Source organism: Microbispora sp. H10830 (assembly GCF_014161375.1).
Classification (GTDB): domain Bacteria; phylum Actinomycetota; class Actinomycetes; order Streptosporangiales; family Streptosporangiaceae; genus Microbispora; species Microbispora catharanthi.
The window spans coordinates 246,651-273,405 of sequence record NZ_JABBWX010000004.1; the positions used below are offsets into that span (position 1 = coordinate 246,651).

At 72.6% G+C, this 26,755-nt stretch carries 25 protein-coding genes and 2 tRNA genes; 10 read left to right on the forward strand and 17 right to left on the reverse strand.

All coding sequences use genetic code 11. From position 1 onward, the window contains the following. Positions 1-3 precede the first annotated feature (3 nt). The 6 genes from HHX35_RS13520 to dusB all read right to left on the reverse strand — a co-directional run bounded on the left by HHX35_RS13520 (position 4) and on the right by dusB (position 7,315). A complete protein-coding gene (locus HHX35_RS13520) occupies positions 4-744 on the reverse strand; it encodes an SDR family NAD(P)-dependent oxidoreductase (protein ID WP_182899178.1) in 741 nt (246 codons plus the stop codon). A 125-nt stretch (positions 745-869) separates the two neighbouring features. Continuing rightward, a complete protein-coding gene (locus HHX35_RS13525; protein ID WP_220505365.1) occupies positions 870-1,832 on the reverse strand; it encodes a TAXI family TRAP transporter solute-binding subunit in 963 nt (320 codons plus the stop codon). After that, on the reverse strand, positions 1,829-3,775 hold the full coding sequence (locus HHX35_RS13530) for a TRAP transporter fused permease subunit (RefSeq protein ID WP_182899179.1): 1,947 nt from the start codon (positions 3,773-3,775) through the stop codon (positions 1,829-1,831). Before HHX35_RS13530 ends, HHX35_RS13525 begins: the two co-directional genes overlap by 4 nt. 124 nt (positions 3,776-3,899) lie before the next feature. Continuing rightward, positions 3,900-5,417 (reverse strand): DUF6297 family protein, encoded by a 1,518-nt coding sequence (locus HHX35_RS13535; protein WP_182899180.1) that lies wholly within the window; start codon positions 5,415-5,417, stop codon positions 3,900-3,902. Further along, on the reverse strand, positions 5,414-6,040 hold the full coding sequence (ccmA, locus tag HHX35_RS13540; protein ID WP_139575191.1) for a heme ABC exporter ATP-binding protein CcmA: 627 nt from the start codon (positions 6,038-6,040) through the stop codon (positions 5,414-5,416). The genes HHX35_RS13535 and ccmA overlap by 4 nt, the downstream gene beginning before the upstream one ends. Before the next feature lie 162 nt (positions 6,041-6,202). Further along, positions 6,203-7,315 carry a tRNA dihydrouridine synthase DusB gene (gene dusB, locus HHX35_RS13545; RefSeq protein WP_310739072.1) on the reverse strand — a complete coding sequence of 371 codons (1,113 nt, stop codon included), beginning with the start codon at positions 7,313-7,315 and terminating at the stop codon, positions 6,203-6,205. A gap of 102 nt (positions 7,316-7,417) precedes the next feature. Here dusB and HHX35_RS13550 point away from each other — a divergent pair, with 102 nt between their 5' ends. The 4 genes from HHX35_RS13550 (at position 7,418) to HHX35_RS13565 (ending at position 9,408) form a co-directional block, all read left to right on the forward strand. Further along, entirely contained in the window at positions 7,418-8,080 is a 663-nt protein-coding gene (locus HHX35_RS13550) for an ACT domain-containing protein (RefSeq protein WP_139575192.1), read from the forward strand. Positions 8,081-8,134: 54 nt separating this feature from the next. Beyond that, positions 8,135-8,206, forward strand: a tRNA-Gly gene (locus HHX35_RS13555). A 30-nt stretch (positions 8,207-8,236) separates the two neighbouring features. After that, positions 8,237-8,307 (forward strand) — tRNA-Cys (locus HHX35_RS13560). A 351-nt stretch (positions 8,308-8,658) separates the two neighbouring features. Then, a complete protein-coding gene (locus HHX35_RS13565) occupies positions 8,659-9,408 on the forward strand; it encodes a hypothetical protein (RefSeq protein WP_259405028.1) in 750 nt (249 codons plus the stop codon). Positions 9,409-9,509: 101 nt separating this feature from the next. Here HHX35_RS13565 and HHX35_RS13570 read toward each other — a convergent pair whose 3' ends face one another. From HHX35_RS13570 to HHX35_RS13585, 4 genes are all read right to left on the reverse strand, one after another. Continuing rightward, positions 9,510-10,274 carry a phosphatase PAP2 family protein gene (locus HHX35_RS13570; RefSeq protein WP_182899181.1) on the reverse strand — a complete coding sequence of 255 codons (765 nt, stop codon included), beginning with the start codon at positions 10,272-10,274 and terminating at the stop codon, positions 9,510-9,512. Continuing rightward, positions 10,258-11,031 carry a phosphatase PAP2 family protein gene (locus HHX35_RS13575; RefSeq protein WP_182899182.1) on the reverse strand — a complete coding sequence of 258 codons (774 nt, stop codon included), beginning with the start codon at positions 11,029-11,031 and terminating at the stop codon, positions 10,258-10,260. The genes HHX35_RS13570 and HHX35_RS13575 overlap by 17 nt, the downstream gene beginning before the upstream one ends. Further along, positions 11,028-12,026, reverse strand: a complete 999-nt coding sequence (locus tag HHX35_RS13580; RefSeq protein ID WP_182899183.1) for a YihY/virulence factor BrkB family protein — start codon at positions 12,024-12,026, stop codon at positions 11,028-11,030. The genes HHX35_RS13575 and HHX35_RS13580 overlap by 4 nt, the downstream gene beginning before the upstream one ends. A gap of 218 nt (positions 12,027-12,244) precedes the next feature. Next, complete coding sequence (locus HHX35_RS13585) at positions 12,245-12,967, reverse strand: hypothetical protein (RefSeq protein WP_182899184.1); 723 nt, start codon at positions 12,965-12,967, stop codon at positions 12,245-12,247. A gap of 242 nt (positions 12,968-13,209) precedes the next feature. Here HHX35_RS13585 and HHX35_RS13590 point away from each other — a divergent pair, with 242 nt between their 5' ends. Then, positions 13,210-14,169, forward strand: a complete 960-nt coding sequence (locus tag HHX35_RS13590) for an SPFH domain-containing protein (protein ID WP_182899185.1) — start codon at positions 13,210-13,212, stop codon at positions 14,167-14,169. An 8-nt stretch (positions 14,170-14,177) separates the two neighbouring features. Here the strand turns inward: HHX35_RS13590 and HHX35_RS13595 are convergent, their stop codons facing one another. Continuing rightward, positions 14,178-14,570, reverse strand: coding sequence for a VOC family protein (locus HHX35_RS13595; RefSeq protein ID WP_182899186.1), 393 nt, complete (start codon positions 14,568-14,570; stop codon positions 14,178-14,180). A 50-nt stretch (positions 14,571-14,620) separates the two neighbouring features. Here HHX35_RS13595 and HHX35_RS13600 point away from each other — a divergent pair, with 50 nt between their 5' ends. Beyond that, on the forward strand, positions 14,621-15,079 hold the full coding sequence (locus tag HHX35_RS13600) for a MarR family winged helix-turn-helix transcriptional regulator (protein WP_220505366.1): 459 nt from the start codon (positions 14,621-14,623) through the stop codon (positions 15,077-15,079). 48 nt (positions 15,080-15,127) lie between these two features. Here the strand turns inward: HHX35_RS13600 and pgeF are convergent, their stop codons facing one another. Further along, positions 15,128-15,817 (reverse strand): peptidoglycan editing factor PgeF, encoded by a 690-nt coding sequence (gene pgeF / locus HHX35_RS13605; RefSeq protein WP_182899382.1) that lies wholly within the window; start codon positions 15,815-15,817, stop codon positions 15,128-15,130. A 58-nt stretch (positions 15,818-15,875) separates the two neighbouring features. Here pgeF and HHX35_RS13610 point away from each other — a divergent pair, with 58 nt between their 5' ends. Continuing rightward, positions 15,876-16,919, forward strand: coding sequence for an alcohol dehydrogenase catalytic domain-containing protein (locus tag HHX35_RS13610; protein WP_182899187.1), 1,044 nt, complete (start codon positions 15,876-15,878; stop codon positions 16,917-16,919). Here HHX35_RS13610 and glgA read toward each other — a convergent pair. Continuing rightward, on the reverse strand, positions 16,903-18,087 hold the full coding sequence (glgA, locus tag HHX35_RS13615; RefSeq protein WP_182899188.1) for a glycogen synthase: 1,185 nt from the start codon (positions 18,085-18,087) through the stop codon (positions 16,903-16,905). The two genes, HHX35_RS13610 and glgA, sit on opposite strands and share 17 nt — an antisense overlap. Positions 18,088-18,091: 4 nt before the next feature. Here glgA and glgC point away from each other — a divergent pair, with 4 nt between their 5' ends. Further along, complete coding sequence (gene glgC, locus HHX35_RS13620) at positions 18,092-19,399, forward strand: glucose-1-phosphate adenylyltransferase (RefSeq protein WP_310739073.1); 1,308 nt, start codon at positions 18,092-18,094, stop codon at positions 19,397-19,399. A gap of 21 nt (positions 19,400-19,420) precedes the next feature. On the opposite strand, the gene HHX35_RS13625 is transcribed toward glgC, so the two are convergent. Continuing rightward, positions 19,421-20,011 (reverse strand): hypothetical protein, encoded by a 591-nt coding sequence (locus tag HHX35_RS13625; RefSeq protein ID WP_182899190.1) that lies wholly within the window; start codon positions 20,009-20,011, stop codon positions 19,421-19,423. Positions 20,012-20,055: 44 nt separating this feature from the next. Further along, a complete protein-coding gene (locus HHX35_RS13630) occupies positions 20,056-20,820 on the reverse strand; it encodes an enoyl-CoA hydratase/isomerase family protein (RefSeq protein ID WP_182899191.1) in 765 nt (254 codons plus the stop codon). Positions 20,821-20,934: 114 nt separating this feature from the next. Here HHX35_RS13630 and HHX35_RS13635 point away from each other — a divergent pair, with 114 nt between their 5' ends. Further along, the gene (locus tag HHX35_RS13635) at positions 20,935-22,188 is read left to right on the forward strand and encodes a DUF5685 family protein (RefSeq protein ID WP_182899192.1); all 1,254 of its coding nucleotides are present in this window, start codon (positions 20,935-20,937) and stop codon (positions 22,186-22,188) included. A 47-nt stretch (positions 22,189-22,235) separates the two neighbouring features. Here HHX35_RS13635 and HHX35_RS13640 read toward each other — a convergent pair whose 3' ends face one another. Further along, positions 22,236-23,276, reverse strand: coding sequence for a P1 family peptidase (locus tag HHX35_RS13640; RefSeq protein ID WP_182899193.1), 1,041 nt, complete (start codon positions 23,274-23,276; stop codon positions 22,236-22,238). Between the two features lie 299 nt (positions 23,277-23,575). Beyond that, positions 23,576-24,760, reverse strand: coding sequence for a transposase (locus HHX35_RS13645; RefSeq protein WP_310739074.1), 1,185 nt, complete (start codon positions 24,758-24,760; stop codon positions 23,576-23,578). Between the two features lie 378 nt (positions 24,761-25,138). On the opposite strand from HHX35_RS13645, the gene HHX35_RS13650 reads away from it, so the two are divergent. Then, positions 25,139-26,725, forward strand: coding sequence for a hypothetical protein (locus tag HHX35_RS13650; protein ID WP_182899195.1), 1,587 nt, complete (start codon positions 25,139-25,141; stop codon positions 26,723-26,725). Positions 26,726-26,755 lie beyond the last annotated feature (30 nt).

Here is a 26,755-nt window from a genome sequence, read left to right on the forward strand (position 1 = left end):
GCGTCAGACGGTGTACCCGCCGTCCACGGCGAGGGCGGTGCCGGTGATGTAGCGGCCGCCGGGGCCCGCCAGGTAGGCCACCGCGGCGGCGATGTCCTCGGCCTCGCCGTAACGTCCCAGGGCCGTGAGGGAGCGCTGGAAGCCGGCGGTCTCGCCGTCGGCCGGGTTCATGTCGGTGTCGATCGGGCCCGGGTCCACGATGGTGGCGGTGATCCCGCGTGGTCCCAGCTCCCGGGCAAGTCCCTTCGTCAGCCCGACGAGCGCGGATTTGGCCGTCGCCTGCAGGACGAAGTTCGAGCCGGGAACGCGCCCGTTGAAGCACGACCCGATGCTGATGATCCGTCCGCCGTCGCCCATGTGCCGGGCGGCGGCCTGGGCGGCCAGGAACACCGACCGGACGTCCACGGCGAGCACCCGGTCCAGGTCCGCGGGGGACACCTCCGCCAGTGGGCCGTAGGCGAGGAAGCCCGCGTTGTTCACCAGGATGTCGATGCGGCCCAGCTCCCGAACCGTCTGCTCCACCGCCTCCGCCGCCGCCTGCGGCTGGGCCAGGTCCGCCTGGATCACCGCGGCCCTGCCCCCATGGGCCTCGATCTGCTCGGCGACCTCACGCGCTCGGTCCGCTGCCTCGGCGTAGGTCAGCGCGACCGCCGCCCCCGCCTGAGCCAGCCGTTTCGATATCGCCGCGCCGATCCCGCGGCTGCCGCCGGTCACCAGCGCCACCTTGCCCGTCAGGTCGCTCATCGATGCCTCCTTCGTTGACGGCCTGTCCGTCACTCCGAGAGGGTAGAAGTTGACATCAATGTCAGGTTCAAGACGTCGTCGTGCGAGATGAGAAGCGCGGAGCGGCGAGCGCCGCGCCCGCCCGGTCAGCCGTAGAACTTCCTGGCGCCCTCGTGGAGCGGCACGGGGTCGGTCTTCGGCGCGTCGGCGAGAGTGATCTCCTTGGCCGACACGTGCACCTTCTCCAGGTCGGCCTTGTGGTCGAAGACGAGCCGGGTGAGGTCCTCCGCGAGCTTCGCGTCCATCGCCGCGTTCACCACGAGAAGGTTCGGCACGACGATGGTCGGCACGTCGGACGGCGTGCCGTACGCCCCCTTGGGGATCACGCCCTCCGCGTAGACGGGGCCGTGGGCGGCGCGCATGGCGGGCAGCACGTCGTTCAGCGGCACGAAGGTCGCCTCGTCGCCCATGCTCGTCACCAGGTCGGTGATGCCCGAGGTGGGCAGCCCGCCCGACCACACCAGCGCGTCGAGGGTGCCGTCCTTGAGCCCCTGCACGGTCTCGGGCAGCGACAGCGCCTGCCGTTTGACGTCCTTGCCGGGATCGAGCCCGGCGGCGGCGAGCAGCCGCAGCGCGATCACCTCCGTTCCCGAGTTCGGCGAGCCCGTGGACACGCGCTTGCCGCGCAGGTCGGCGACGGAGGTGATCCCGGCGTCGGTCCGCGCGATCACGTGCGTGTAGTTGCCGTACAGCCGGGCGAGCGCGCGGATCGGCTGCGGGGCGGTGAAGGCGCCGGTGCCCTTGACCGCGTCGGCGGCCGTGTCCGCGAGCGTGAAGGCGATGTCCGACTGTCCCCTGACCACCCGCTGGATGTTCTCCACCGAGGCGCCGGTGGCCTCCGCGGTCGCCCGGTGGCCCGGCAGGTGCTTGTCGATCAGCTCGGCGAGCCCGCCGCCCAGCACGTAGTAGACGCCGGTGGTGTTGCCGGTGGCGATCGACAGGCGGGTCCCGCCGCCCGTGCCGCCCCCCGCGCCCGACCGGTCGCCCCCGCAACCGGCGGCCAGCAGTGCCGCGGTGACGGCCAGCGCCGTCACGAGCCTGAACCTCACGGATGCGCCTCCTTGTGTCTGCGGACGAAGTGGACGGCGAGTGCCAGGGCCGTGACGCCCAGCCCGGCCAGCACGGGCCAGGGCGACAGGACGAGCAGCAGGACCGCCGCCAGCGCGCACAGGCCCCGCTCGACCGGACCGGCGGGGCCGGCGATCCAGCCGCCGGTGGCCACCGCGAGGACGGCCACGGCCAGCGCGGACACGGCCGCGGCGAGCAGGATCCCGCCGATCGGCCCCTGGGCCAGCAGGGCCGCGCCGGACGGCGTGAGCACGAACGCGAAGGGCACGAGGAACGCCGGGAGCGTGTACTTCCAGGTGGCCCACATCGTGCGGTGCGCGTTGCCACCCGTGATCGCCGAGGCGGCGAAGGCCGACAGCGCCGTCGGCGGGCTCACCTCGGACAGCACGGCGTAATAGAAGATGAACATGTACGCCTCGGCCGGGGTGACGCCGAGGTTCAGCAACGCGGGACCGATGATCACGGCGGCGATGACGAAGGACGCCGTGACCGGCACGGCCAGCCCGAGCAGCAGCACGGCCAGCGCGCAGGCCACGGCGGTGGCCGCGAGGTTCCCCCCGGACAGGCCGACGATCAGCGAGCCGGCCTTGAGCCCGAGCCCGGTGAGCGTGACCACGCCGACGATCATGCCCGCCGCCGCGCAGGTGACCGCGACCGGCAGCACCCCGGTGGCGCCCGCCGCCAGGGCCCGTACGGCACGACGCGGGGTCAGCCGGTTCTCGCCGCCGGGGGTGCGGTCCAGGAACGACAGCGCGAAGGCCAGCAGCGTCGCGTACACGACCGCGCGGAACGGCGACTGTCCGAGGGCCATCAGGATGATGATCACGAACAGCGAGCTGAAGTGGTAGCCGAAGCGCCTGATCAGCGGCCAGGGACCGCCCGCGTCCACTGGAACGGCCCGCGTGCCGTACCTGCGGGCGTCCATCTCGATCGCGAGGAAGACACCCAGGTAGTACAGGACGGTCGGGATCGTGGCGTAGACCAGCACGGTCAGGTAGCTCACCCGCAGGTATTCGGCGATGATGAACGCCGCCGCGCCCAGCGTGGGGGGCGACAGGATCGCGCCGATGCCGGCCGCGGCCAGCACTCCCCCGGCCTGCTCGCGCGGATAGCCGGCCCGGCGCAGGATCGGCCAGGCCACGCTGCCCACGCTCACCGTGGTCGCCACGCCGGAACCGCTCACCGTGCCGAGCAGGAACCCCGCGAGCGTGACGGTCCGCCCCGGCGCGGAGCGCGAGCGGCGGAACGCGGCGAAGGAGACGTCGACGAAGAACCGCCCCGCCCCCGAGTGGTCGAGCACCGCGCCGTAGATCGTGAACAGGATGATGTACGTCGCCGCGACGTCGAGGGGCACGCCGTAGACACCCTCGGTGCCCATCGTGAAGGCCGCCACGATCCGGTCCAGGTCGTAGCCCCGGTGGCCGAGCGCCCAGTCGGCGGGCAGGTAGCCGCCGTAGTAGGCGTACGCGAAGAAGACCGCGCACACGACGGGCAGGATCCAGCCCACGGTCCGCCGGCACGCCTCAAGGAGCAGCAGCGTGAGCAGTGCGCCCGCCGCCACGTCGAGCGGCGTCGGCGCGTACGCCCGGCGGATGAGGTCGTCGAAGACGACGAGCGGATAGACGCAGACGGCCAGGGACAGCGCCGCGAGCCCCCAGTCGAGCGGGCTGATCCGATCACCACCGCCCCGGCGCCGCGCCTTGTAGCAGACGAAGGCCAGCGGCAGCACCACGGCCAGGAACGCCATCCGGTAGGGCAGGACGGCCCCCGGCCGGAAGGTCTGGTAGAGCGCGTAGAGCGACAGGGCCAGCGCGACGATCGTGACGAGCGCCGCCGGGCGGCCGGACAGGCGCCGGGCGGGACGCTCCGCGTCGAACTCGGCGACGAGGTTCTCCGCCGACGTCTCGTGCCGGGTCTCGGTCACGCGTCTCCCCTGCGGTGTGGCAAGCCCTTGACCGCAAGGTACGCCGAAGTTGACTTCGCGGAGTCATCATCCGGATCACAGTCCGGTCACAGGCCGTAGTCCCGCTCCTACCGGCCGGTCGCGTCTACGGACGGTTCCCGCGGCTCGGCCGCAGGATGTAGGCGGCGAGCACCGCGGCCCCGGCGACGGCCTGCGCCGCGACGTACGGCGCCACCGAGGCGGGCCGCGACGCCAGCGCGGCGAGTGCGGGCAGGGATCCGAACAGCGCGAGGTCCACGCCGGTCAACGCCCAGATCAGCGGCCCGGTCGGCACCGCACCACCCGGGGTGTCGATGACCGGCATGGAGTGGTCGACGGGCCGCCGCCGGGCCATCCGCAGCGCGCCCGCCGCGAGCGCGGGGGCGGCGGCCGGCCCGAGCGCCCACCAGGCCCCCGTCGGCAGCGTGCCCGCGACCTGGAGGCCCACCAGGGCGAGCGCCGACCAGGAGGCGGCCAGCAGCGCGGGGAGCACGGCCCGGGCGGCCGTCGCCGCCCTGCCGTCCACGGCCAGCATCCTGGCCAGGGCCGGGTCGCCGCCGTCGCGCCGGACCCCTCCGGTGCACATCGCGGCAGCGGTCAGCGCCCCGCACAACAGCATCCCGGCGGCTCCGGACCCGCCTCCGATGGCGTTCGCGCAGACGGCGGGCAGGGCCGCCGCACCGAGCAGCGCCGCAAGGCGGCCCGGCCGCCTGCCCACCCGCAGCCACTCCTGCCAGGCCAGCGCGGGCGCCGGGCCGAGCCGCGACAGGAGACGGGGCCAGGGGCGGGAACGCAGCGCACGGCCGCGCCAGTGGGCGTCCTCCGCGACCCAGGTGAGCATCCCGGGATCCAGCGTGGTCGCCGCCGAGGTCACCCGCGCCGTCCTGGTCGAGGAGGCCAGGATCCGGCGGGCGGGGATGCGGGCGAGCGCCGCCCATGCCTGCCGTACGAGGAAGGCCGCCACGACGGAGGCGACGCCCGCGACCGCCGCGCCCAGGGACGCGGGCGCCTCCGCGACGGCGGCGAGGATCCGGCGGCCGGGGCCCGCGCCGAGGACGGCCGCGACCACGGCCACGGAAAGAGCCCCGGTGATCAGAAATTGCAGTCGGGCGTCCGACGCCGGTGACTGCTGGCCGAGCACCGCCGTAGCCATGCCGCCCACGCCCGCCGCGACACCGAGCACCAGCGCCGCCGTGAGACGCACACCGAGCTGATCGGGGGCTCCGAACACCGACAGCGCGGTCAGCCCGAGCGCCGCCCCGGCGAGCACCGCCGCCGACAGCAGGAGCAGCGCCGTACGGCTGAGCACGGCCCGGCGGGGCAGCGGCGACGTCACCAGCCACGAGGCGTCGGCGGCGGGCAGCACGACGGGTCCGAGCGCCCGCGCCAGGGCGAGGAAGCCCGCGTAGGCCGCCGCGACCAGGGCGAGCCCGGGGCCGAGCCGAGCGGGGTCGGCGTGGTGGGCCAGCCCGGCGAGCGCCTCCGCGATCGGGCGGCCGAGCACCGCGGCGGCGATGAGCAGGCCGAAAACGCCGGTGTAGCGGTCCGAGAAGGTCGCCGGACGCCCACGGCGGGCGCGGAGGTAGGCGAGGGCGGGGTGCGTCCGCGCGGCCGCCGGGCTCACGACGCCGCCCGCAGCGTGATCACACGGGCTCCCGCGTCCTGCGCCAGCCGTGCGTCGTGGGTGGCCATCACGACCGTGCCTCCCTCGGCGGCGTAGCCGCGCAGGATCCCCGCGAGGCGCTGTCTGAACCCGGCGTCCAGGCCGCGCTCCGGCTCGTCGAGCAGGAGCAGGCGGCTCGGCCTGAGCAGCGCCATCGCCAGCGACAGCCGCTGCCGCTGGCCGGTGGACAGCGACAACGGGGCGAGATCGGCCCGGGCGCTCAGCTCGAAGGTCTCCAGCGCCTCGTCGGCCGTCAGGCGGGCGTCCTGCTGGACGGCTCTCATCAGCTCCAGGTGTTCGCGGACGCTCAGGCCCGGATACCAGGCGGGCTCGTCGCCGGCCTGCACGACCCGCCGCCAGAAGTCCGGCAGGTCCGCCGGCGGCCCGCCGAGAACGTCGATCTCGCCGCGCGGCGAGGGGTGCAGGCCGGCCAGGCATCGCAGCAGCGTCGACTTCCCTACGCCGTTCTCCCCCATGACGGCGACGACCTCGCCCGGAGCAGCGGTGAGATCGACGTCGCGCAGCACGGGTACGCCGCCCAGATCCAGCCCGACCCCGCGGGCCGTGATGATCGCGTTCGTCATGCCCCGAGCCTACGCGCGGGCGCCGCACCCCTGTCCGCCCCTTTCCGGGCCGCCCGCGAACGGGAGCGCGCCGCAGGCCCGCCTCACGCGGGGCGGACGCAGACGCCTGAGCGGAGCGGACGCCGTGAACCGCGCGAGCGGAGCGAGCACCGTGAACACCGGTCAGCCGCCGGAGGTGGGGTCCTCGGCTCCGGCGCCGGGGATCGTCATGTCGTCGGGGTCGTCGAGCCAGCCGTGCGGCAGCGACACCTTCGACCTCTCGCCGCTCTTGCCGCGCGGGCCGTCGGCCTCCTCCGGCCACGGCTGGTCCGCGTCGAGCTCGGCCACCCGCTCGGCCATCTCCTGCAGGCGGGTGACCGAAGTGAGGGCGCGCCGGGTCTCGGCTCCGACGACGAAGCCCTTGAGATACCAGCCGACGTGCTTGCGGAAGTCGGCGAGCCCGTGCGGCTCACTGCCGATGACCTCGCACAACAGCTCGGCATGGCGCAGCATCATCGCGCCGACCTCCCCCAGACGGGGACGGACGCGCTCGGCCGAGCCCCGGAAGGCCAGGTCGAGGTCGCGGAACAGCCACGGCCGCCCCAGGCAGCCCCGCCCGATCACCACTCCGTCGCAGCCGGTCTCCGCGACCATGCGCAGCGCGTCGTCGGCGCTCCAGATGTCACCGTTGCCGAGCACCGGGATCTCCGGCACCGCGTCCTTCAGCCGCTTGATCGCGTCCCAGTGCGCGGTGCCGCCGTAGTGCTGGCGGGCCGTACGGGCATGCAGGGCGACGGCGGCGAGGCCCTCCTCCACGGCGATCCGGCCCGCCTCGACGTAGGTCAGGTGGTCCTCGTCGATGCCCATGCGCATCTTCATCGTGACCGGCAGCGGCCCGGCGCCGGCCACCGCCTCGCGCAGGATCGCGCGCAGCAGGTTCCGCTTGTACGGCAGGGCCGACCCGCCGCCCCTGCGGGTGACCTTGGGCACCGGACAGCCGAAGTTCAGGTCGATGTGGTCGGCCAGGTCCTCCTCGGCGATCATCCGCGCGGCCTTGCCGATGACGGCCGGATCGACCCCGTACAACTGGATGCTGCGAGGGGACTCGTCCGCGCCGAACCGGATCATCTGGAACGTCAGCGGCACCCGCTCGACCAGCGCCCGCGAAGTGATCATCTCGGACACGAACAGGCCGCCGCCCTGCTCCCGGCACAGCGTGCGGAAACCGATGTTCGTGATGCCCGCCATGGGAGCGAGCACCACCGGGGGCCAGACCTCGAGCGCGCCGACTTTCACCCGTTCATTGTCCCCGCTGCCGGCGGTGAGCCGTACAAGATCATGGACGTGAGGCTTTTGCCCCGGTTAATCTGACCTGGACCAACGGTGGGGGAGGTCGTCATGCTGCTGCGGCTGAGAATCGCCTTGCCGGATCGTCCGGGCTCGCTGAGCCAGGTGACCGGGGTCCTCGGGTCCGCGGGCGCCGACATCACGCAGGTGACGGTGCTCGACCGGGGCGGCGGCCGCGCCCTCGACGACTTCACCGTCTACTGGCCCGACGCCGCCCCCCGCGAGGACCTCGTACGGGCCCTGCACGGCGTGGACGAGGTCCGGATCGAGGGCATCTGGGGCACCAGGGAGGCCCCCGGCACCTACCCGGAGCTCGAGATCCTGAAGTTCCTCACCACGGCGGGCGACCGCGCGCTCGGCACGCTGATCGACTCCATGCCGGTGCTGTTCAGCGCCGACTGGGCGGCGGCGGCGACCGAGAAGGACCCGCGCGTCACCGTGTACGCGAGCTGGCGGGCACCCGAGGACATTCCGTTCCCCGAGGAGACCCCGCCCCGGCCGACGGCCGCCACGCTGCCGTCCGGCCTGCACGTGATCGTCGCGCCGCTGCCGCCGCTGGCGCTGTCGCTGATGCTGGCCAGGGCGGAGGGGCCGGACTTCCACCGCAACGAGGTGCACCGGCTCACGCGGATCCTGGAGATCTTCCTGACCCTGCCCGCGATCGAGCGGGGAGCCGACCGCGCGTTCCGCAGACCGAGCGCCCGGCCGTTCTGAGTACACACCGCAGCCGAAAACCCGGTACAGTAGCCACGTCGCCGCAAGGCGGACGCGGAAGTGGCTCAGTGGTAGAGCATCACCTTGCCAAGGTGAGGGTCGCGGGTTCGAATCCCGTCTTCCGCTCCGAGAGGTCACGATTGAGGGCCTCGCTCTGGTGGAGTGGCCGAGAGGCGAGGCAGCGGCCTGCAAAGCCGCGTACACGGGTTCAAATCCCGTCTCCACCTCTGTTTTTACCATCCGGTTCCGGATGTCTGCACGCATGTCTTGCGTCGCACGACACCTCCGCTTCCACGAGCGTCGGCCCTCCTAGCGGGCTGGTGACGCACCATCGTGAACACCTTGGCGAGCAGGCCGCCCGGCAGGGGCGGGTACAGCGTCGGCCTGCTCCTGATCCGCGCCGTGTTCACGCCGGGCACCGGTGGAGGCCCCAATGGCCGCCACTGGCGCGTTCCGGCATGCGAGGGACAAGTCGAGGTAAGGCTTCTTCTCAACGTCCGATAACGGGCGCACACTGAAAGGGACACAACAGGCGATTCAGCGTGGAGTATCTCGTGCACGGTCAGATGCCTCCAGCGATGCCCATGCTCTCTCGTGGCAAGCATCGCAATCCCAGCAAGGGCGCCTGCTTCATGGAGTTCGCGTCCTACCTCGCAGGTGAGCGGTGGAGCGACCACCCGTCGTGCACACACCCGCTGCTCGCCGGGCTCGCCCGCCTCGTCAACGACCACACCTCCGACGCCGCCCGGCCCCGCCTGGCCGAGCTGATCCCGTCGGTGATCGGCCTGACGGGCGACGATCCGCGCCTCGACGCGCGGATCGCCCTGTGCTCGGCCAGGGCCGCGCTGCCGGTCGTCGCGCACGAGCGCCAGCTCGCCATGGCGGTCTCGATCCTGTCGGCCGAGCACGTGCTCGCCGAGCTGGAGGGCCGCCCCGCCGGGGATCTGGACGAGCGCAGCAGGCAGGCGCTGGCCCAGGTGCCGGACGCCGCCCGCTGGGCCTACACCTTCGGGCGCGGGGTGCGGGTCTCGCCCAAGGGCTTCCGCAGGTACGCCGCGCCCAACACCGTGCAGCTCGCGGTGCGGGGCATCGCTCAGGCGTGCGTGCCCGACCCCGATCGCCTGCTGCGCGACCTGCTGGCCGACGCGATCGACGACTGCTGGGCCCTGCTGCGTCCCGCTGCCGGATTCGACGCCGGGACCGCCGTCGACTCCGCTGTCGACTCCGCCGTCGAAACCGCCACGGGGGCCGCCGCCGAACCCGCCCCCGCCGCGGTCGATCCCGCACGCTGGGCGGACGCCTGCCGCCTCACCGGCATGTCGGCCTGACCACCCCGGCCACCGGCTCGCCGCTGAGCCGGTGGCCGAGAGCAGTGGCCGTAAGCGGGTGGCCGTGAGGAGTCGGCCGAGCCGTTGACCGTGTGGACCGGTCAGGTCAGCGCGGCCCCGCGTACGGCCCGCTTCGGCGCGGCGCGCCGCGACGCCGTGATCGGCCGCAGCAGCAGGGCCTGGGCGAGCACGACCACGCAGAAGATCCCGAGCACGTAGCCCCAGCTCACGTCCGTCAGATGGTGCATGCCTCGATAGAGCCTGGACAGGCCGACCGCCAGGGCAGCTCCCGCGCCGAGCAGCCACCACAGCGCGTTCAGGATCGTGTGGCGGTGTGTGTGCAGGGTCAGCACGAGCGCGGTGCCGCAGTAGAACGCCACGGCGGCGCTGGTGTGCCCCGACGGATAGCTGGACGTGGGCGGCGCGGGATCGAGATGCGGCACGTGCGGACGGGCCCGCTGCGCGAACACGGTCGCCAGCAGGAAGATCGCCGACTGGGCGCAGACGACGGCCACCAGGAAGACCGACTCCCGCCAGCGCCGGTAGACGACCCGGAAGAGGATCGCCATGATCGTCGTCACCACGATGATCACGGGCGTGTCGGACAACATCGAGCCGTAGTGGGTCACCTCGTTCCAGAACGGCGTGCGCTCCTGGGCGATCTCGCGGCTGACCGCCTCGTCCTGCGCGACGAGTGTCGAGTGCTCCAGGACCTTCGTGAGCAGCAGGCCGAGCCCGAGGGTCACCAGGGCCATGAGCGCGAGCGGGAGCAGGACCCGCCGCGCCGCCTCCGCGGCCACTCCTCGAGCGGGCGCCGAGGACGACCGGGCGCTCCCGGCTGTGCCACGATTACGAACGGCGTCCAATTCGTCCTCCTTCGGGGGCGATTTCCCTCTTCGTCTCGGGCCCGACGCCCTCGCGTAACGGATGGGCGGGCCGGCGGCCCACGTCACGGCGGCGCCAGGTCTCGAAGGCGGCGGCCGTGGCGGTCACCACCGCCACGCCGAACACCAGCCCGCCCACCACGTCGCTGAACCAGTGCACGCCGAGCGCGATCCGGCTGAAGCCGACCGCCAGCGGGATCAGCACGGCGAGCGTCCAGGCGAGCACCCGCCCGCGCTCCCGTACGAGGGGCAGGACGAGCAGCAGCAGGATCCCGGCGCCGAGCACGGCGTTGACCGTGTGTCCCGAGGGGAACGACGCGCCGGGGGCGATGGCGACGGGGTCCGGCAGGCTGGGCCGGGCCCGCGCGACGATGACCTTCAGGGCGAGGCCGAGCAGGCCGCCGACCGTGATCGTGGTGGCCGCCCACAGGGCCAGGTTGTAGGCGCGGCGCCAGACCAGCCAGGCGACCGCGGCGCCGACCGCGATCCGCCAGGTCAGCGGCGCGAAGACGTCGCTGACCAGTTCCATCAGCCGGGCGAACCCGGGGTTGCCGATCGCGTAGGCGTGCAGGTCCCACGCCGCGCCCTCGTCGATCTCGGTGAGCGGGCCGAAGGAGGTCTTGACGAAGACCAGCAGCACCGTGAACGGCACCCCGATCAGCGCCAGCGCCGCCGTCGCCACCGTCAGCCGCAGGCCGAGTCCGTGCTCGGGGTCGAGCCGCCTGCGCCACCAGCTCATCGGCCGCTCCCGACCGGCTGCCGCTCCCGCGGCGAGACCGGGGCGGGGCCGGGGTCGGGTTCGGCCGGCTCGCCGCGGCCCGCGCGGCAGGCCTCCAGCTGCGCCGAGAAGGAAAGGCCGAGGAAGAGCGCCATCGAGCTGAGGAACGACCACAGCAGCAGCGCCATGACCGCCGTGAGCGGGCCGTACGTCGCGCCGAAGGTGTGGCTGCTGGCGGTGTAGAGCGCGAGCAGCCAGGTGAACAGCGTCCACAGCAGCACGGCGACCGTGGCCCCGACCGCGAGCCAGGTGTGCCCCGGCTGCTTGCGCCGGGGCGAGGAGCGGAACAGCACCGAGATCGACAGGACGGCGAGCAGGAAGCCGATCGGCCAGCGCAGCCAGCCCCACAGCCGCTGGACCGTGTCGCTCCAGCCGTAGACGTGCGCCGCGGCCTCCCCGACCGCGGCGCCGCCGACCAGGATGACGAAGCCGACGCTCATGAAGAGGCCCGCCGTGACGGCCATCAGCAGCGCCCTGCCGTACTTGGCCAGGAAGGGGCGGTCGCGCTCGATCCCGTAGATGCGGTTGGCCCCGCGTTCGAACTGGCCCATGGCGGTCGTCAGCGACACCAGCGCGGTCAGCAGGCCGAGCCACAGGGCCAGCTTCTCCCCCGCGCCCGAGGCGTGGTGGCTCTGGTTGAGCGTCTCCTGGATGACCTGCGAGCCCGCGCCGGGGGTCAGCTGCCGCAGGGTGAGCTCGAGGAGCCGGCCGAAGCTTTCCTGGTGCAGCACCGAGCTCAGACCCACGATGGCGATCGCTCCCGGGATGATCGCGAGGCAGGTCTGGAAGGCGAAGGAGCGGGCGTTGCTCGTGCCGTCGCCATACCTGAACCGGACGTACGCGTCACGGATGAGGTGCCAGCCGCCGTACCGCCGTATGGCGGCGTAGGCGTCGTCGGCCGACAGTTCGTCGCCGCTCATGCTCCTGGTCTCCGGCACCGGGGTCGCGGTTCCCATGTCAGTCCTCACATCGTCAGGGGGTGGGGACCCGCCGGGGCCGGGTCGCGGGCCGGCCTCGGCGGGTCCCCGCAGAACCACCGACTACCCCGATCACGATGCTTGGAACGCCAGGCCTTTCAGAAGATCCCTTGACCTGGGCGACGGCTCTCCCGCGACGCGCCGGAGGACCGGCCCGACCGGGCCGGTCCTCCGGGTCGCGGTTTTCGCGCCGCCGGTTACAGGACGGCGCAGCCGACGCGTACGGGAAGGCGGGGCGACCAGCGGCCGGACACGACGTCCTGGGCCTGCGCGTAGGCGTTGGCCGCCTTGCCGCCTCCGGAGCAGTCGAACACGCCGGTCTTCTTGCCGAAGCTGCCGGCGACGTAGCCGCTGTGCGCGCTCGCACTCACCGTGCCGCTCCAGTAGAGCCTGCCGGTGTTGTACCGGATGTAGAGCCTGACCTGGCCGAAGTTGTAGTGGTCGCCGTTGATCTTGAGGCGCGGGATGTCGTCGACCGAGGTGCTGGTGGCGGTGCCGTCGCCGTTGTCCACGGGCGGGACGGTGTAGCGAGTGATCCACAGCTTGGCCGAGACCCTGCGGTCGGCCGCCTTGGCGTTGTCGGCCTTGGCCTGCGCGCGGGCGGCGGGGGTGACGCACACGTCATCGCCGGTGAACGCCTCGCGCCAGACGTACCCGGTGACGCAGGTGTGCGGGCCGAACGGACCGGAGGTCCAGCGGGACGCCTTGGCGGCGTTGTCGGCGAGGGTCTGCGTGCGGGTCGCGGGCGTCACGCAGACGACGTCGCCCGTGCGGGCCTCGCGCCAGACGTAGCCCTCCAGGCACGTGTTCGGGCCGAAGTCGCCGCCGGCCGAGGCCGGGCCGGCCATGAGCGTGACGGGGGCGGTGACGGCCAGACCGGCGATCGTGGCGGTGGCCAGACCGAGCAGGGTGCGCTTCATGTCAGTCTCCTGTGCTGCTGCGGGACGAAGGTGCTGATCGGCGGTCCCGGTCCGGCCGTCGCCGCCGGGTCCGTGCACCTCAGTGATAGGCCCGCTCGCCTGCACGCCTCTTGCCGCAGGCTTTCCGCAACCGCTGCAAGCCCCTCGCAAGGCGCTCGCAAAAATCACCCTCCAAGTCTCTTGTCGACTTGTTGAACGATTTTTACTTTGGAGGAAACCTCCACTCCAAAGGAGCGATCTCCATGGGACTGATCCGGGCACTCGGGGTCACCGGCCTCGCCGCCGCCGTCGCGTCGGCGCTCGTCACGCTCTTCGGCGCGGTCACGGGCTTCGAGCGCACCGACGGCGGCGAGGTCGCGGTGATCCGCGACGGCGGGCCGCTCGACGACAGCGGCATCCGGCAGATCGTCGATCCCGCGTCGGGTCTGACGTGGACCGGTCTGTGGTCGTCGGCGCACCGCTACCCCGCCCAGCAGCGCTTCTACACCATCACGGCCGACGCCAAGCGGGCCACGACCCTCGGCGTGGACGTCGTGACGGTGCCGAGCAGCGACGGGGTGGACCTCGGCATCGAGGGCACGCTGTACTTCACGCTGAACCTCGACCACGAGACGCTCAAGCGGTTCGACGACAAGTTCGGCACCCGCACCTTCCGGGGGCAGGACGGGGAGCAGCGCCACGCCTGGGACGGCGACGAGGGCTGGGCCGCCTTCTTCGGCCAGGCCGTGCGCCCGGTGGTCGACAACGCGCTGCGCGCCCAGATCGGCGCGATGCGGTGCGCTGAGCTCGTCCCCACCTGTGCCCTGGTCGATAAGGCGCGGCAGGGGGTCAGGCTGGAGCCGCACGACGCGAACGGCGGCATCGCCCGGGTGCAGAACGCGGTCAACACCACGCTGGAGCACGACCTCGCCCAGACGCTCGGCGACCGGTTCCTCACCGGCATGCGCTTCAACCTCGTCCGGGTCGCGCTGCCCCAGGACGTGCAGCAGGCGGTCACCAGGGCGCTGGCCGCGAGCGCCCGGGTCGCCGAGGCCCTCGCGGAGGTCGACTCGGCCGAGGCGAGGGCCAAGGCCGACCGGGCCCGCCAGTCAGGGTACGAGCGGTGCCCGGCCTGCGCCGACATCGACAAGCTCAAGTCACTTCCCCAGGGCATCACCGTCTACGCCCCGGGCAACTCCGAGATCATCGTGCCCAGCAAGTGAAACGGGGTTTAGTAGGACTGGAGCTCCAGCAGGTTGCCGTCGGGGTCGCGCAGGTGCGCGGTGCGGCAGGTCGGCCCCCATTCGGGCCGGGCGCTCGGCGGCGCCACGATCCGGCCGCCGTTGGCGGCCCCCACGGCGGCGGCCCGGTCGACGTCGTCCACGGTCAGGACCAGCATCGTCCCGTCGCGTCCGCCGTCGAGGTCCACACCGGTGACCTTCGCGAGCATCTCTCGGTCGAGCAGGGCCAGCACCGCCTCCTTGTCGCGGTCCCAGTTGGCGTATGGCCCCGTCTCCGCGCCCTTGACGAGGTGCGCGCCCGCCACCGCGGTGAGCAGGCCGTCGTAGAAGCGGAAGCACTCGGCGAACCGGGAGGCGAGCACGCGAGGATAGAGAGCGTCCATGGAAGTCCCTTGGTGATTACCAACTATTGGTTCTGCCCTATCCTGCTCTCGTGAGCGACGTGCCGCAACTTCCCCCGTCCCTGCTCGGGATCACCGCGTTCCTGCTGTCGAAGGTGGGCATCGCCGGGCGACGCCGCATGGGCGACCGGCTGCGCGGGCACGGCATCGGCCTGTGGGACATGGCCGTGCTGGCCGCGCTGCGCGACTTCGGCCCGGCGTCCCAGCGCGAGCTCGGCGCGCGGCTGGGCATCGACCCCAGCGACCTCGTGGCGGTGATGGACACGCTCGTGCCACTCGGCCTTGTAGAGCGCGAGCGCGACCCCGATGACCGGCGGCGATACCGGGTCGCCGTCAGCCCCGCGGGGCGGTCCACGCTCGAGGCGGCCCTGCGCGAGGCCGGCGAGGTGCGCGACGACCTGCTGGCCACGCTGGACGAGGACGAGCGGGCGACCCTGCACGCGCTGCTCAGGAAGGCGTACGCCGGGCTGGAGCCGCGGGCACAGGCCTGAGAGGCTCCGGCGGCCGTCGCCGGAGCGGTCCCGGGCGGCGGAGCGGTCTCAGGCGCCGGTGAGCCAGACGTAACCGGCGAAGCGCCCGGTGCGCTGCTCACGGCGGTAGGAGTAGAGGTCCGCCGTCTCGATCGTGCAGCGGTCGTCGTGGCGGACGTCGCCCACGCCGGCCCGGGCGAGCTGGGCCGCGATCCCGGCCCGGATGTCGAGCGCGGGCGTGCCGTGCCGGGTCCGCGACCAGGTCTCGGGCACGCGGGCGGCGACACGCTCGCGCAGGTCTTCCGGCACCTCGTAGCACAGCCCGCAGGCCGACGGCCCGATCACGGCCACCATCCGCTCCGGCCGTGCGCCCCGCGCGGCCATCGCCTCGACCAGGGCGGGGACCACGCCCGCCTCCGTGCCCGGCCGTCCCGAGTGCGCGCCGCCGACCAGGCCGGCCACCGGATCGGCCACCAGCACGGGCGCGCAGTCGGCGACCAGGACCGCCAGGCCGAGCCCGGGACGGTCGGTGAACACCCCGTCCAGCGCGGGCGGTTCGTCCCCGAACGGTTGCTCCGCGTAGGCGACGCCGGTCCCGTGGACCTGACGCATGAAGACCACCCGGTCGAGCCCGAACTCCGCGGCCGTCTTCGCCCGGTTCTCGGCGACCGCCCCCGGATCGTCCCCCACCGCCCCGCCGAGGTTGCGCGTGCCGTACGGCCCGGCGCTCACGCCGCCGTGCCGGTCGGTGAAGGCCATCCGTACCCGGTCGATCGCAATCACCCGATTAGCGTACGGCCTGGGAAAGGAGCGTGGCATGCGCGCGGTTGTGTACGAGGAGTTCGGCGGGCGGGCCGAGGTGCGCGAGGTGGCGGACCCGGTGGCGCCGCCGGACGGCGTGGTGATCAGGGTCGAGGCGACCGGGGTGTGCCGCAGCGACTGGCACGGGTGGATGGGCCACGACGCGGACATCACGGTCCTGCCGCACGTCCCCGGGCACGAGCTGGCGGGTGTGGTGGACTCGGCCGGCCCGGGGGTGAGCCGCTGGCGGCCGGGCGACCGGGTGATGGTGCCGTTCATCTGCGCCTGCGGAAGCTGCCGCGAGTGCACGACCGGCAACCAGCAGGTGTGCGAGCGGCAGACCCAGCCCGGCTTCACCCACTGGGGATCGTTCGCCGAGCTGGTGGCGATCGACCACGCCGACGTGAACCTGGTGCGGCTGCCGGACGGCATGGCGTTCACCACCGCGGCGAGCCTGGGCTGCCGCTTCGCCACCGCGTTCCGCGCCGTCGTCGAGCAGGGGCGGGTCCGGGCGGGCCGGTGGCTCGCCGTCCACGGCTGCGGCGGGGTCGGGCTGTCGGCCGTGATGATCGGCGCCGCCGTGGGGGCGCGGGTCGTCGCGGTGGACGTGTCCCCCGCCGCGCTCGACCTGGCCCGGCGGTTCGGCGCGGCCGAGTGCGTCCGGATCGGCGAGGAAGACTCTCCCGAGGAGTCGGCCGCGCGGGTCAGGGCGGCGGCCGGGGGCGGCGGCGCCGACGTCTCCCTCGACGCGCTGGGCGGCGCCGCCACCTGCGCCGCGTCGATCGGCAGCCTGTGCAGGCGGGGCCGCCACGTGCAGGTGGGCCTGCTTCCCGGCCAGACCGCCCTGCCGATGGGCCGGGTGATCGCGCACGAGCTGGAGATCGCGGGCAGCCACGGCATGGCCGCCCACGCCTATCCCCCGATGCTGGAGCTGATCGCGGCGGGCGTGCTCCGCCCCGACCTGCTGGTCACCCGCGCCATCGGCCTGGACGACGCGCCGGAGGCGCTGACCCGGCCGGGCGCGCATCCGGGCGTCACCATGATCATCCCTGGCTCGTGAGCGACGCGTAGAGCTCGTGGGTCCGCTCGGCGATCCGCCGCCAGGAGAAGTGGTCGATCGCGCGCACGCGCCCGGCCTCGCCCATCGCGGCCGCGAGGCGCGGGTCGCCGAGCACCGTGTTCACCCGCTCGGCCAGCGCCGCGGCGAACGCCTCCGGGTCGTGCGGCTCGCCGTCCCCGCCCTGGTCGATCGGGACGAGCAGGCCCGTCTCGCCGTCGGCGACGACCTCGGGGATGCCTCCGGTCGCGGTCGCCACGACGGCGGTCTCGCACGCCATCGCCTCAAGGTTCACGATGCCCATCGGCTCGTACACCGAAGGGCACACGAACACGGTGGCGTGCGTGAGGATCTGGATCACCTCGGGCCTGGGCAGCATCTCGGAGATCCACACCACGCCCTTGCGGGAGGCCGACAGCTCGCGCACGAGCGCCGTGACCTCCTCGGCGATCTCCGGCGTGTCGGGCGCGCCCGCGCACAGCACGAGCTGCGCCGCCGGGTCGAACGACCGGGCCGCGTGGAGCAGGTGCACCAGGCCCTTCTGCCGGGTGATGCGCCCCACGAAGACGACGTACGGCACGGCCGGGTCGATGCCGTGCTTGGCCAGGGCCTCGGTGCCCCGGGACGGCGCGTACTCCTCGGTGTCGATGCCGTTGTGGATCACGCGTACGCGCTCGGCGGGGACCTCCGGGTAGGCCGTGAGGACGTCGCGCCGCATGCCCTCGGACACCGCGATGATCGCGTCGGCCGCGTGGAGCGCGGTCCGCTCCGCCCAGGACGAGAGCGTGTAGCCGCCGCCGAGCTGCTCGGCCTTCCACGGGCGCAGCGGCTCCAGGCTGTGCGTGGTCATCACGTGCGGCACGCCGTACAGCATCTTGGCGACGTGGCCGGCGAAGTTCGCGTACCAGGTGTGGCTGTGCACGACGTCGGCGCCCTCGCAACCGGCCGCCATCTCGACGTCGACGCCGAGCACCTGCAGGGCGGCGTTCGCGCCGGACAGTCCCCCGGGGACCGGGTAGGCCCGCACGCCGGGCTCCTCGCGAGGGGCACCGAAGCAGCGAACCCGCACGTCGGCCAGCCCGCGAAGCTCCCGCGCGAGGTACTCGACATGGACTCCGGCGCCGCCGTACACCTCGGGCGGATACTCACGGCTCAGCAGATCGACACGCATACGAGTGAGCTTAGAGTCCCTGATCCGCACTGTTTGCCGGTGTCCCTGGTGTTTGTTAGCCATTTCGCGGGTTAAGGTCCTGCCTATGAAGGTCCTGGCGATCGTGCTTGCGGGTGGAGAGGGCAAGCGGCTGATGCCGCTGACCGCGGACCGGGCCAAGCCCGCCGTGCCCTTCGGCGGCATCTACCGGCTCATCGACTTCGTTCTGTCGAACCTGGCGAACGCGCACTACTGGCAGATCGTGGTGCTGACGCAGTACAAGAACCACAGCCTGGACCGGCACATCTCCCGGACGTGGCGACTGTCGTCGATGCTCGGCAACTACGTGACCCCGGTGCCCGCGCAGCAGCGGCTCGGGCCTCGCTGGTTCGCCGGATCGGCCGACGCGCTGTTCCAGAACCTCAACCTGATCTACGACGAGTTGCCCGATCATGTGATCGTCTTCGGCGCGGACCACATCTACCGGATGGATCCCCGCCAGATGGTCGACCAGCACATCGACTCGGGCGCGGACGTGACCGTCGCCGCGATCCGCCAGCCCCTCGAACTGGCCGACCAGTTCGGGGTCATCGAGGCGGACCCCTCGGGCCGCCGGATCGTCGCGTTCCGCGAGAAGCCGAAGGACGCGGTGGGCCTGCCCGACGCGCCCGACCAGATCTTCGCCTCGATGGGCAACTACGTCTTCAAGACCCAGTCCCTCATCGAGGCCCTGCGCGAGGACGCCCTCGACCCCAGCAGCAAGCACGACCTCGGCGGCAACATCATCCCGATGTTCGTCAAGAGCGGCGGGGCCGAGGTGTACGACTTCGCGAACAACGTGGTGCCCGGTTCCACCGAGCGCGACCGCGGCTACTGGCGCGACGTGGGGACGCTCGACGCCTACTACGAGGCCAACATGGACCTCATCTCGGTGCAGCCGGTCTTCAACCTCTACAACGACCGGTGGCCGATCTACACCGGCAACGATCCGTTGCCGCCGGCCAAGTTCGTGCACAACGAGGGCGACCGGGTGGGGCATGCGTTGGAGTCGCTCGTGTCGCCCGGCGTGATCGTGTCGGGCGGCACCGCGCTGCGCTCGATCCTGTCCCCCGGCGTGGTGCTGCACTCCCACTCGCACGTCGAGGACTCGGTGCTGATGGGCTCGGTCAAGATCGGCAGGGGCGCGATCGTCCGCAAGGCCATCATCGACAAGAACGTGATCATCCCCGACGGCGCCAGGATCGGCTTCGACCTGGAGTACGACCGCCAGCGTTTCGCGGTGACCCGCAGCGGTGTGGTCGTGATCGGGAAGAACGAGATCGTCGACCGCTGAGCCGGCCCGCGTGTGAGCGGCTCAGCGGCCGTTGATCCGCCACATGGGCTCGACCACGGTCCACTGGGCCTCCCACACCCGGCGGGCCCTGCGCTGGTTGACCAGGCGGGTGCAGGTCACCAGCAGCGCGAGGATCGCGGCGGCGGCCAGCGGGACGCCCGTGCCGACGGTCAGCGCGGCGACCGCCGTGGTCTCCCGGTCCTGCGGCCGGGGCGTGATCACGCCTGTGCCGTCGGTCCAGATGCGCACGGTCTCGCCCGCATGCCTGCTGGGCGACACCTCGATGACACCGGCTCTCACCGTGCCGTCGGGGGCCACCCACGTGGCCTGGGCATGCCCGACCGCCGCTCCGGCCACCGACAACCGGGGCGTCGTCACGTCGCCCGTCAGGGTGGCGGCCACCTGATGCCGGGTGCGCATCTGCTGGGCCTCGGTCCGCAGGCCGTTGCCGTACTCGCGTATGCCGAGCATCACGCCGAACACGATCGCGGCCACGACTCCCAGCACGGCGGCAAGCCGGACCACCGCTTCGGCCCGGTCGCACCGGCGTCGAAGCGGATTCCTATCAAGCCCCAGCCATCGGGCGAACCTGGCGAATGGATTCTGCGACATCTCACACCTCACAGGGTCATTACCACTGCGAGTCCCGTTTATGCCTATTTTGCATCCCAAGAGAATCCAGGGGAACGCCCCTCCCGATATGCCCGGACACCTTCGGCCATTTCGCCGCTCTCCCTGGCCTCCCGCTGCCAGGCGCGCACCTCGGCCTCCCCGGCCCGGCCGTCGATGATCTGCTTGGCCGCCGCCAGTGTCAGCCGGGATCTGCCGGCCATCGTGGCCGCCAGGCCGTGGACGCGCCGGCGCAGGTCCTCCGGCGGGCACACCTCGTCGACGAGACCGGTGCGCAAGGCGTGATCTGCACTGATGAGCTCGGCCGAGAAGAGCAGAAGCTTCGCGGTGGCGGGCCCGGCGATCTCCGCGAGCCGCCGCGTGGAGCTGAGCGGGTAGACGATCCCGAGCTTGGCCGGGGTGACGCCGAAGCGGGCCCCGGCCGCCGCGACGCGCAGGTCGCAGGCGAGCGCGAGCTGGCATCCGCCGCCGACGCAGTATCCCTCGATCATCGCGATCACAGGTTTGGGAAAGGTCACCAGTGCGTGCTCCGCGGCAACGGTAAGACCGGTGTCATCGTCGTTATCGCCAAGCTCATGAATTTCTGAAATATCAGCACCGGAGCAGAAAGTTCCGCCGGCTCCGGTAAAGATGAGGGCGCGCACCTTCGGCTCGGCGGCGAGGTCCGCCAGGATGCCCGGCAGCGCCCGCCACATGGCGGCGGTCACGGCGTTGCGCTTGGCGGGCCGGTTGAGGGTGAGGGTGGCGACGTGCTCGTCGAGGGTCAGTTCGAACCCGTCGGTAACTTCCATCCATCGATTGTCCAGCTCGCCTGCCCGGCTGCTCCGGCAGGGTCCCGCCCCGAAGTGGCATAATCGCCGCGCAACGGGATGATCCCGTACGCATGACCCCCTAGGAGTCTCTGGGTGTTCGGGATCCTCCGGCCGTGTGCCCGCCACTCCTGCCCGTCCGTCCACGAGGCCTGGCGCGCGCACCTGTGCGGGCTCTGCCTGACGTTGCGGGACCGGCACGGACATCTGGCCCGCATGGCGACCAACTACGACGGCCTCATCCTGTCCGTCCTGACCGAGGCCCAGTCACAGGCCCAGTCACAGGCCCAGTCACGGGCCCAGTCACAGGCCCAGTCACGGGCCGGGGCGAACCGGCGGACCGCCGGGCCCTGCGCGCTGCGCGGCTTCCGGCCGGCGGAGGTGGTGCGGTCGGACGACCGGGGCGCCCGCCTGGCCGCCGTGGTCTCGCTGGCCCTCGCCTCGGGCAAGATCCGCGACCACGCGTCAGACGGCGACGGGATCGCGGCCCGGCGCGTGACCGGCGCCCCGATGCGCGCCACGGCCGCCGCCTGGGCCTCGGCCGCCCGGCGCGGCGCGGAGTCGATCGGCTTCGACACGGCCGTCCTGACCGAGGTCTCCGCCCGCCAGGCGCTGCTGGAGGCGTCCCCCGGGTGCGGGCTGCTCGACGTCACCGAGCCCACCGAGACCGCCGTGGCCGCGGCCTTCGCGCACACCGCCACGCTCGCGGGCCGGCCGGGCAACGCCGAGAGCCTGCGCGAGGCCGGCCGCTTCTTCGGCCGGATCGCGCACCTGATCGACGCGGTCGAGGACCTCGCCGAGGACCGGGCCCGCGGGGCGTACAACCCGCTCGACGCGACCGGCACCTCGCCCGCAGAGGCCCGGCGCGTGTGCGAGGAGGCGCTGCACGGGCTGCGCCTGGCCGTACGCGACCTCGACCTGGAGGAGCGGCACCTGGTCGAGGCGCTGCTGTGCGGCGAGACCCGCCGCGCCGTCGACCGGGCGTTCGGGCCGCGTGCCCACGGCGCCGCCTGCGCGGCGCACCGCATGCCGGCCGGGGACACCTCCCCCGCGCCCTTCGACGCCCCGCCCGGGGGGCCGCCTGAGGAGCCGCCGAGCGGGCGCCCGGGGATCGCGCTGACGGTGGTGGCCGGGGTGACGACCTTCCTGACCTGTGGTCTCTACCGCCCGCCGTGGAGCGAGTATCGGCAGGAGCGGTGCATGGACCGCTGCTTCTGCGACGCCTGCGACGGCTGCCCCGACTGCTCGGGATGCTGCGACTGCTGCTCGTCGTGCTCCGACTGCTCCGACTGCTGCTCGGGAGACGGCTGCTGCTGCGGGGACGGCTGCTGCTGCGACTGCGGCTCCTGACGCCGGGCTCCCGACGCCGGGCTCCTGACGCCGGGGCTCGGCGGCGCTCACGCGGGCGCGGTCCGGCCGTCCGTGCCCAGGAGCCGGTCGTAGGGGACCGCATGGCTCGTGCGGCCGCGGAATCCGGTGGTGGTCGTCGCGGTGAACAGGGAGTTGAGCAGCGCCTCCTCGACCGCGTCCATGACCGCCGCGAAGACGGGGTTCAGCGCCTCGTCGGGCAGCGGCGGGAGCCGCGGCGGCGCCGTGGTGAAGGCGATCGCGTAGTCGCCGCTGCCGTTGGAGTACGACGCGCCCACACGGCCCATCGCGAAGACCGCCCGGCGGGCGAGGCGGCCTAGCCGACGTGCGTCGAGCGGCGCGTCGGTGGCCACCACGATCATGCAGGAGCCACCGGTCTGCTCGTGATGACGAGCCCCCGGGATGAGTTCGCCGACCGGCATCGGGACACCGCGGACGGTCAGCACGCCGCCGAAGTTGGCCTGGACGAGCGCTCCGACCGTGACCGGAGCCCCGTCCACCACCTGCCGCCGGGAGGAGGTGCCGATGCCGGCCTTGAACCCCAGGGCCGTAGTCCCGGTGCCCGCCCCCACGCATCCCTCCCCGGGCAGCCCGCCGGACGCTCCCTCCAGCGCGTCGAGAACGTGCCGTTCGGCGACGGGGCGGCGCCGGATGTCGGACAGGAAGCCGTCGTTGGTCTCGCCCACGAGGGGATTGAAGGAGATGCCGTCCGGGCGGCGGCCCATCAGATAGGTGAGCAGCGCGTCGGCGGCCCGGAACACCGACAACGTGGCGGTCAGGACGACGGGTGACTCCAGCACGCCGAGTTCGTCGACCTGGGTCGAGCCGACCAGCTTGCCGTACCCGTTGCCGGTGTAGACGGCCGCGGGCAGGTTCCGCCGCCCGGCGATCAGCTGCCGGGGGACGACGGCGGTGACCCCGGTGTGGAGATCGGCGCCGTCGTCGATCGTGGTGTGACCCACCAGGACCCCTTCGACATCGGTGATCGCGTTCAGCGGCCCGGTCGGCGACCCGCCGACGACGACGCCCAGCGAGCGCGCCCGTACGCGCCCGTTCAGGTGGTTGTCCATGACGTTCCTCTTGTCGGTGCCACACTCCGCACGTGCGCAGGGCGGCCCGCCTCCGGCCGGCCGCTCCGGGGCGTCCCCGCGACGAAGACCACGTCATTGTCCAGGGAGGACGGCGGTCTCCTCCAGCAATGCGGCACCTGCTCACCACCGTCGTCCTATGGGGAACAGCTCTCCGTCGCGGTGGTCGCTCTCGTGCCGTACGCGGCGAGTCACCTCGCCGGTGCGGCGGCGGCCCATTCGAAGATCGGCGATATCGTCGGCCCGTGACTCCTCCGCTTCCCGAAGGGAGCGGCTTCTCGCTAGGCCGCTTCCGCAGCGTCGCGAAGGGCAAGCCCTGCCCTGAGAATGTTGATGGCCGCGTTCACGTCGGCGTGCGCGGTGTGCCCGCACGCCGTACAGGCGAACTCGGCCTGGGTGACGCGGTTCTCCTTCGCGCAGTGCCCGCAACGCGAGCAGGTGCGGGAGGTGTTGGCGGGGTTCACCGCGATCAGCTCACGACCGGCACTTTCAGCCTTGCGCGCGAGCACACGCAGGAACACCCCCCAACCCGCGTCCAGAATGCTCCGGTTCAGCCCGGACTTGGCCGCGACATTCCGCCCTGGCTGTTCGATCGTGCCCGAAGCCGACCGGGTCATGTTCACGATCCGCAGGTCCTCATGCACGATCACGTCATAGCTGCGGACCAGGGTGAGGGCGGCCTTATGCGCGCCGTCCACGCGCTGACGGCGGACCTTCGCGTGCAGCGCCGCCACCCGCGCCACCGCCTCACGGCGCCGCTTGGACCCCCGCTTCTTGCGGGCGAGCGCCTGCTGGGCCGCCGCAAGACGTCCGGCGGACGCCTCCAGGTGGCGCGGGTTGTCCAGAAGTTCCCCATCGCTGGTGCTGACGAGCGAGACGACGCCCATGTCGACACCGACCGCCGCACCGGTCGAGGCAAGCGGCTGCGCGGGCACGTCATCACACGACAGCACCACATACCAGCGGGAACCCTCCCGCTTGACACTGATCGTCTTCACTCGGCCCTGCACCGGGCGGTGCTGATGCACTCGAACGTGCCCGATGCCCTGCAAACGGACGAACGTCGCGGTCGGGTGTTCGGGTTGGGAGTCCCACCGGCAGCCGTCCCCGTCCTTCGGCCACTCCAATGTGTCGAACCAGCCTCGCCCCTTGAAACGCGGGAAACCAGGCGTACGGCCCTCGCGGACCCGCGTGAAAAACGCCACGAACGCCTTGTCCAACCGGCGCAAGGTGGCCTGCTGAGAGGAAAACGACCACCGGCCCTGCCCCTCGGCGTCATCGGCGCGGATGTGCTTGAGGTCGGCCGACTGGTCACCGTACCGAACCGTGACGCCCGCCTTACGGTAGGCGGTGCGCCGGTGCTCCAAGGCGGCGTTGTAGAGCTGCCTGTGATCCTCAAGGCACGCGGCGAGCGCGGCAGCCTGCCTGGCCGTGGGGCGCAGCAGGAACTTGTACGACCTACGCACGGCCACCCCCTGTGGGGCTGCGCTTGTACTGCGCGTCGATGTAACGCTGCACCGTATCGGCCGAGACCACGCCGGCGGTGGCCACGAAATAGCACCGTGACACAGTGTGGGCAGCTGCGAGGGCACTCGGCTCCTCCAGGCGGGCCTTGACGCGCCCGCCCAGAACGGGACGGCGGCACTTCGGGCACCCCACCACGTGGTACCCGAGGTCATGTGCCGCACCGGGCGAGGTGCGCACCTGAGGAGTCACACGATCATTACAGCACCGTCCGTCTAATCGCACCGGAGAGAGGCATCCGCGATGAGCCCAGACAGAAAACCAGTCAGGGACGGCATTCCCTCGTCGCCTGAAGGCGACGGTCCACTGCCGAGGTTCTGATGGGAAGATCGCGGCTCCCTTTCCGCCGGCTCACCCCCGCCGAACGACGGCTCTGGGACGCCTACCCCACCGGCGGCTGGGTCGACCTGCGCCATGGCGGGGAGACTGACGCCTCCTCCGGCGGCGCGCGGGGTTCACAAGGCTTGTGGGGCCGCTCCCGGGTGGTCAGGGCGGAGGTGATCTCCGCCCTGGTGCTCGACCGGAGCACCGGCGGATCGGGCCGGGTGCCGGGCGTCCGGCTCGCCGGAGCGCGGATCGTCGGCGATCTCAACCTGTCCGACGCCACGATCGAGGCGAAGGTCCACCTGCTCGACTGCCACATCGCCGGAACGGTCTCGCTCAACGACGCCAGGACCAGAGGCGTACGGCTGCGGCGCTGCGACATCTCCCGCTTCCGGGCCAGCCGGGCCACGGTCGACGGGCTCCTCGACCTCGACGGATCGGTCGTCCGCGCGGGGGTTCGCCTGGACAACGCCCACGTGACCGGGCAGCTCCGGCTCTCCGGCACGCGGGTGGGCACCCCCGGTGAGGCGCCGTACCGGGAACCGGGGGCGGACCCGTCGGAGGCGGGCTCCTGGAACGGCCCCGAGGGATCGGAGGAGCCGCGGACCTGGGAGTCGGTCGCGCTGTGGGCCGGCGGGCTCGTCGTGGACGGCAGCGCCTTCTTACGCGACATGCGGGCCACGGGCGGCCTGCGGCTGATCGGCGCCCGCTTCTCCAGCGGGCTCTACCTCCAGGGCGCCGTCGTCACCGCGGACGGCACCCCCGCCGTGCACGCCGACCACCTGCAGGCCGCCGCGGCCGAACTCGGCGCGGGTTTCACCGCCCACGGAACCGTACGGCTGCGCGGCGCGCGCATCGACGGGGTCCTGTCGTTCCACGGGGCGGTGCTGCGGGCGCGGGGCCGGGTGCTGCACCTGAGCCACATGCAGGCGGACGAGCTCATCCTGCTGCCCGAGTCGATCGAGGGCGAGGTCAACCTCGGCTACTCCCGCTTCGGTGTGCTGTTCGACCGTCCGGAGAGCTACCCGGGCGACGTGCGGCTCAACGGGCTGACGTACGAGTCGCTGCGCGGGCCCGCGACCCTGGCGGACCGGCTCTCCTGGCTGCGGCGCGACCCCGGAGGCTACCGCCCCCAGCCGTACGAGCAGCTGGCCGCCTACTGCCGGCGCATCGGGCACGAGCCTGACGCGCGCCGGGTGCTGCTGGCCAGGCAGCGGGCGCGGCGGCGGACGCTGCGGGTGCCCGGGCGGCTGTGGGGCAGGCTGCTCGACGGGCTCGTCGGCTACGGCTACCGGCCCTGGCTCGCCGGCCTGTGGGCCGTGCTGCTCCTCGCGACGGGTACGGCGATCTTCACGCAGTGGCCGCCGCACCAGATCGGGCTGGACGAGTCGCGCCACTTCAACGCCTTCGTCTACACGCTCGACCTGCTCGTGCCGGTGAGCGTGTTCGAGCAGCGGGGCGCCTGGGAGCCGGCCGGATGGACCCAGTGGCCGGCGAACGGCCTGATCGCCGCGGGCTGGATCCTCGCCACCGCGCTCATCGCCGGCGCGAGCAGGCTCCTGCGGCCGTCCAACGCCCCCTGACACCCGTGACCGGTCTGGCGGCCTGGCGGG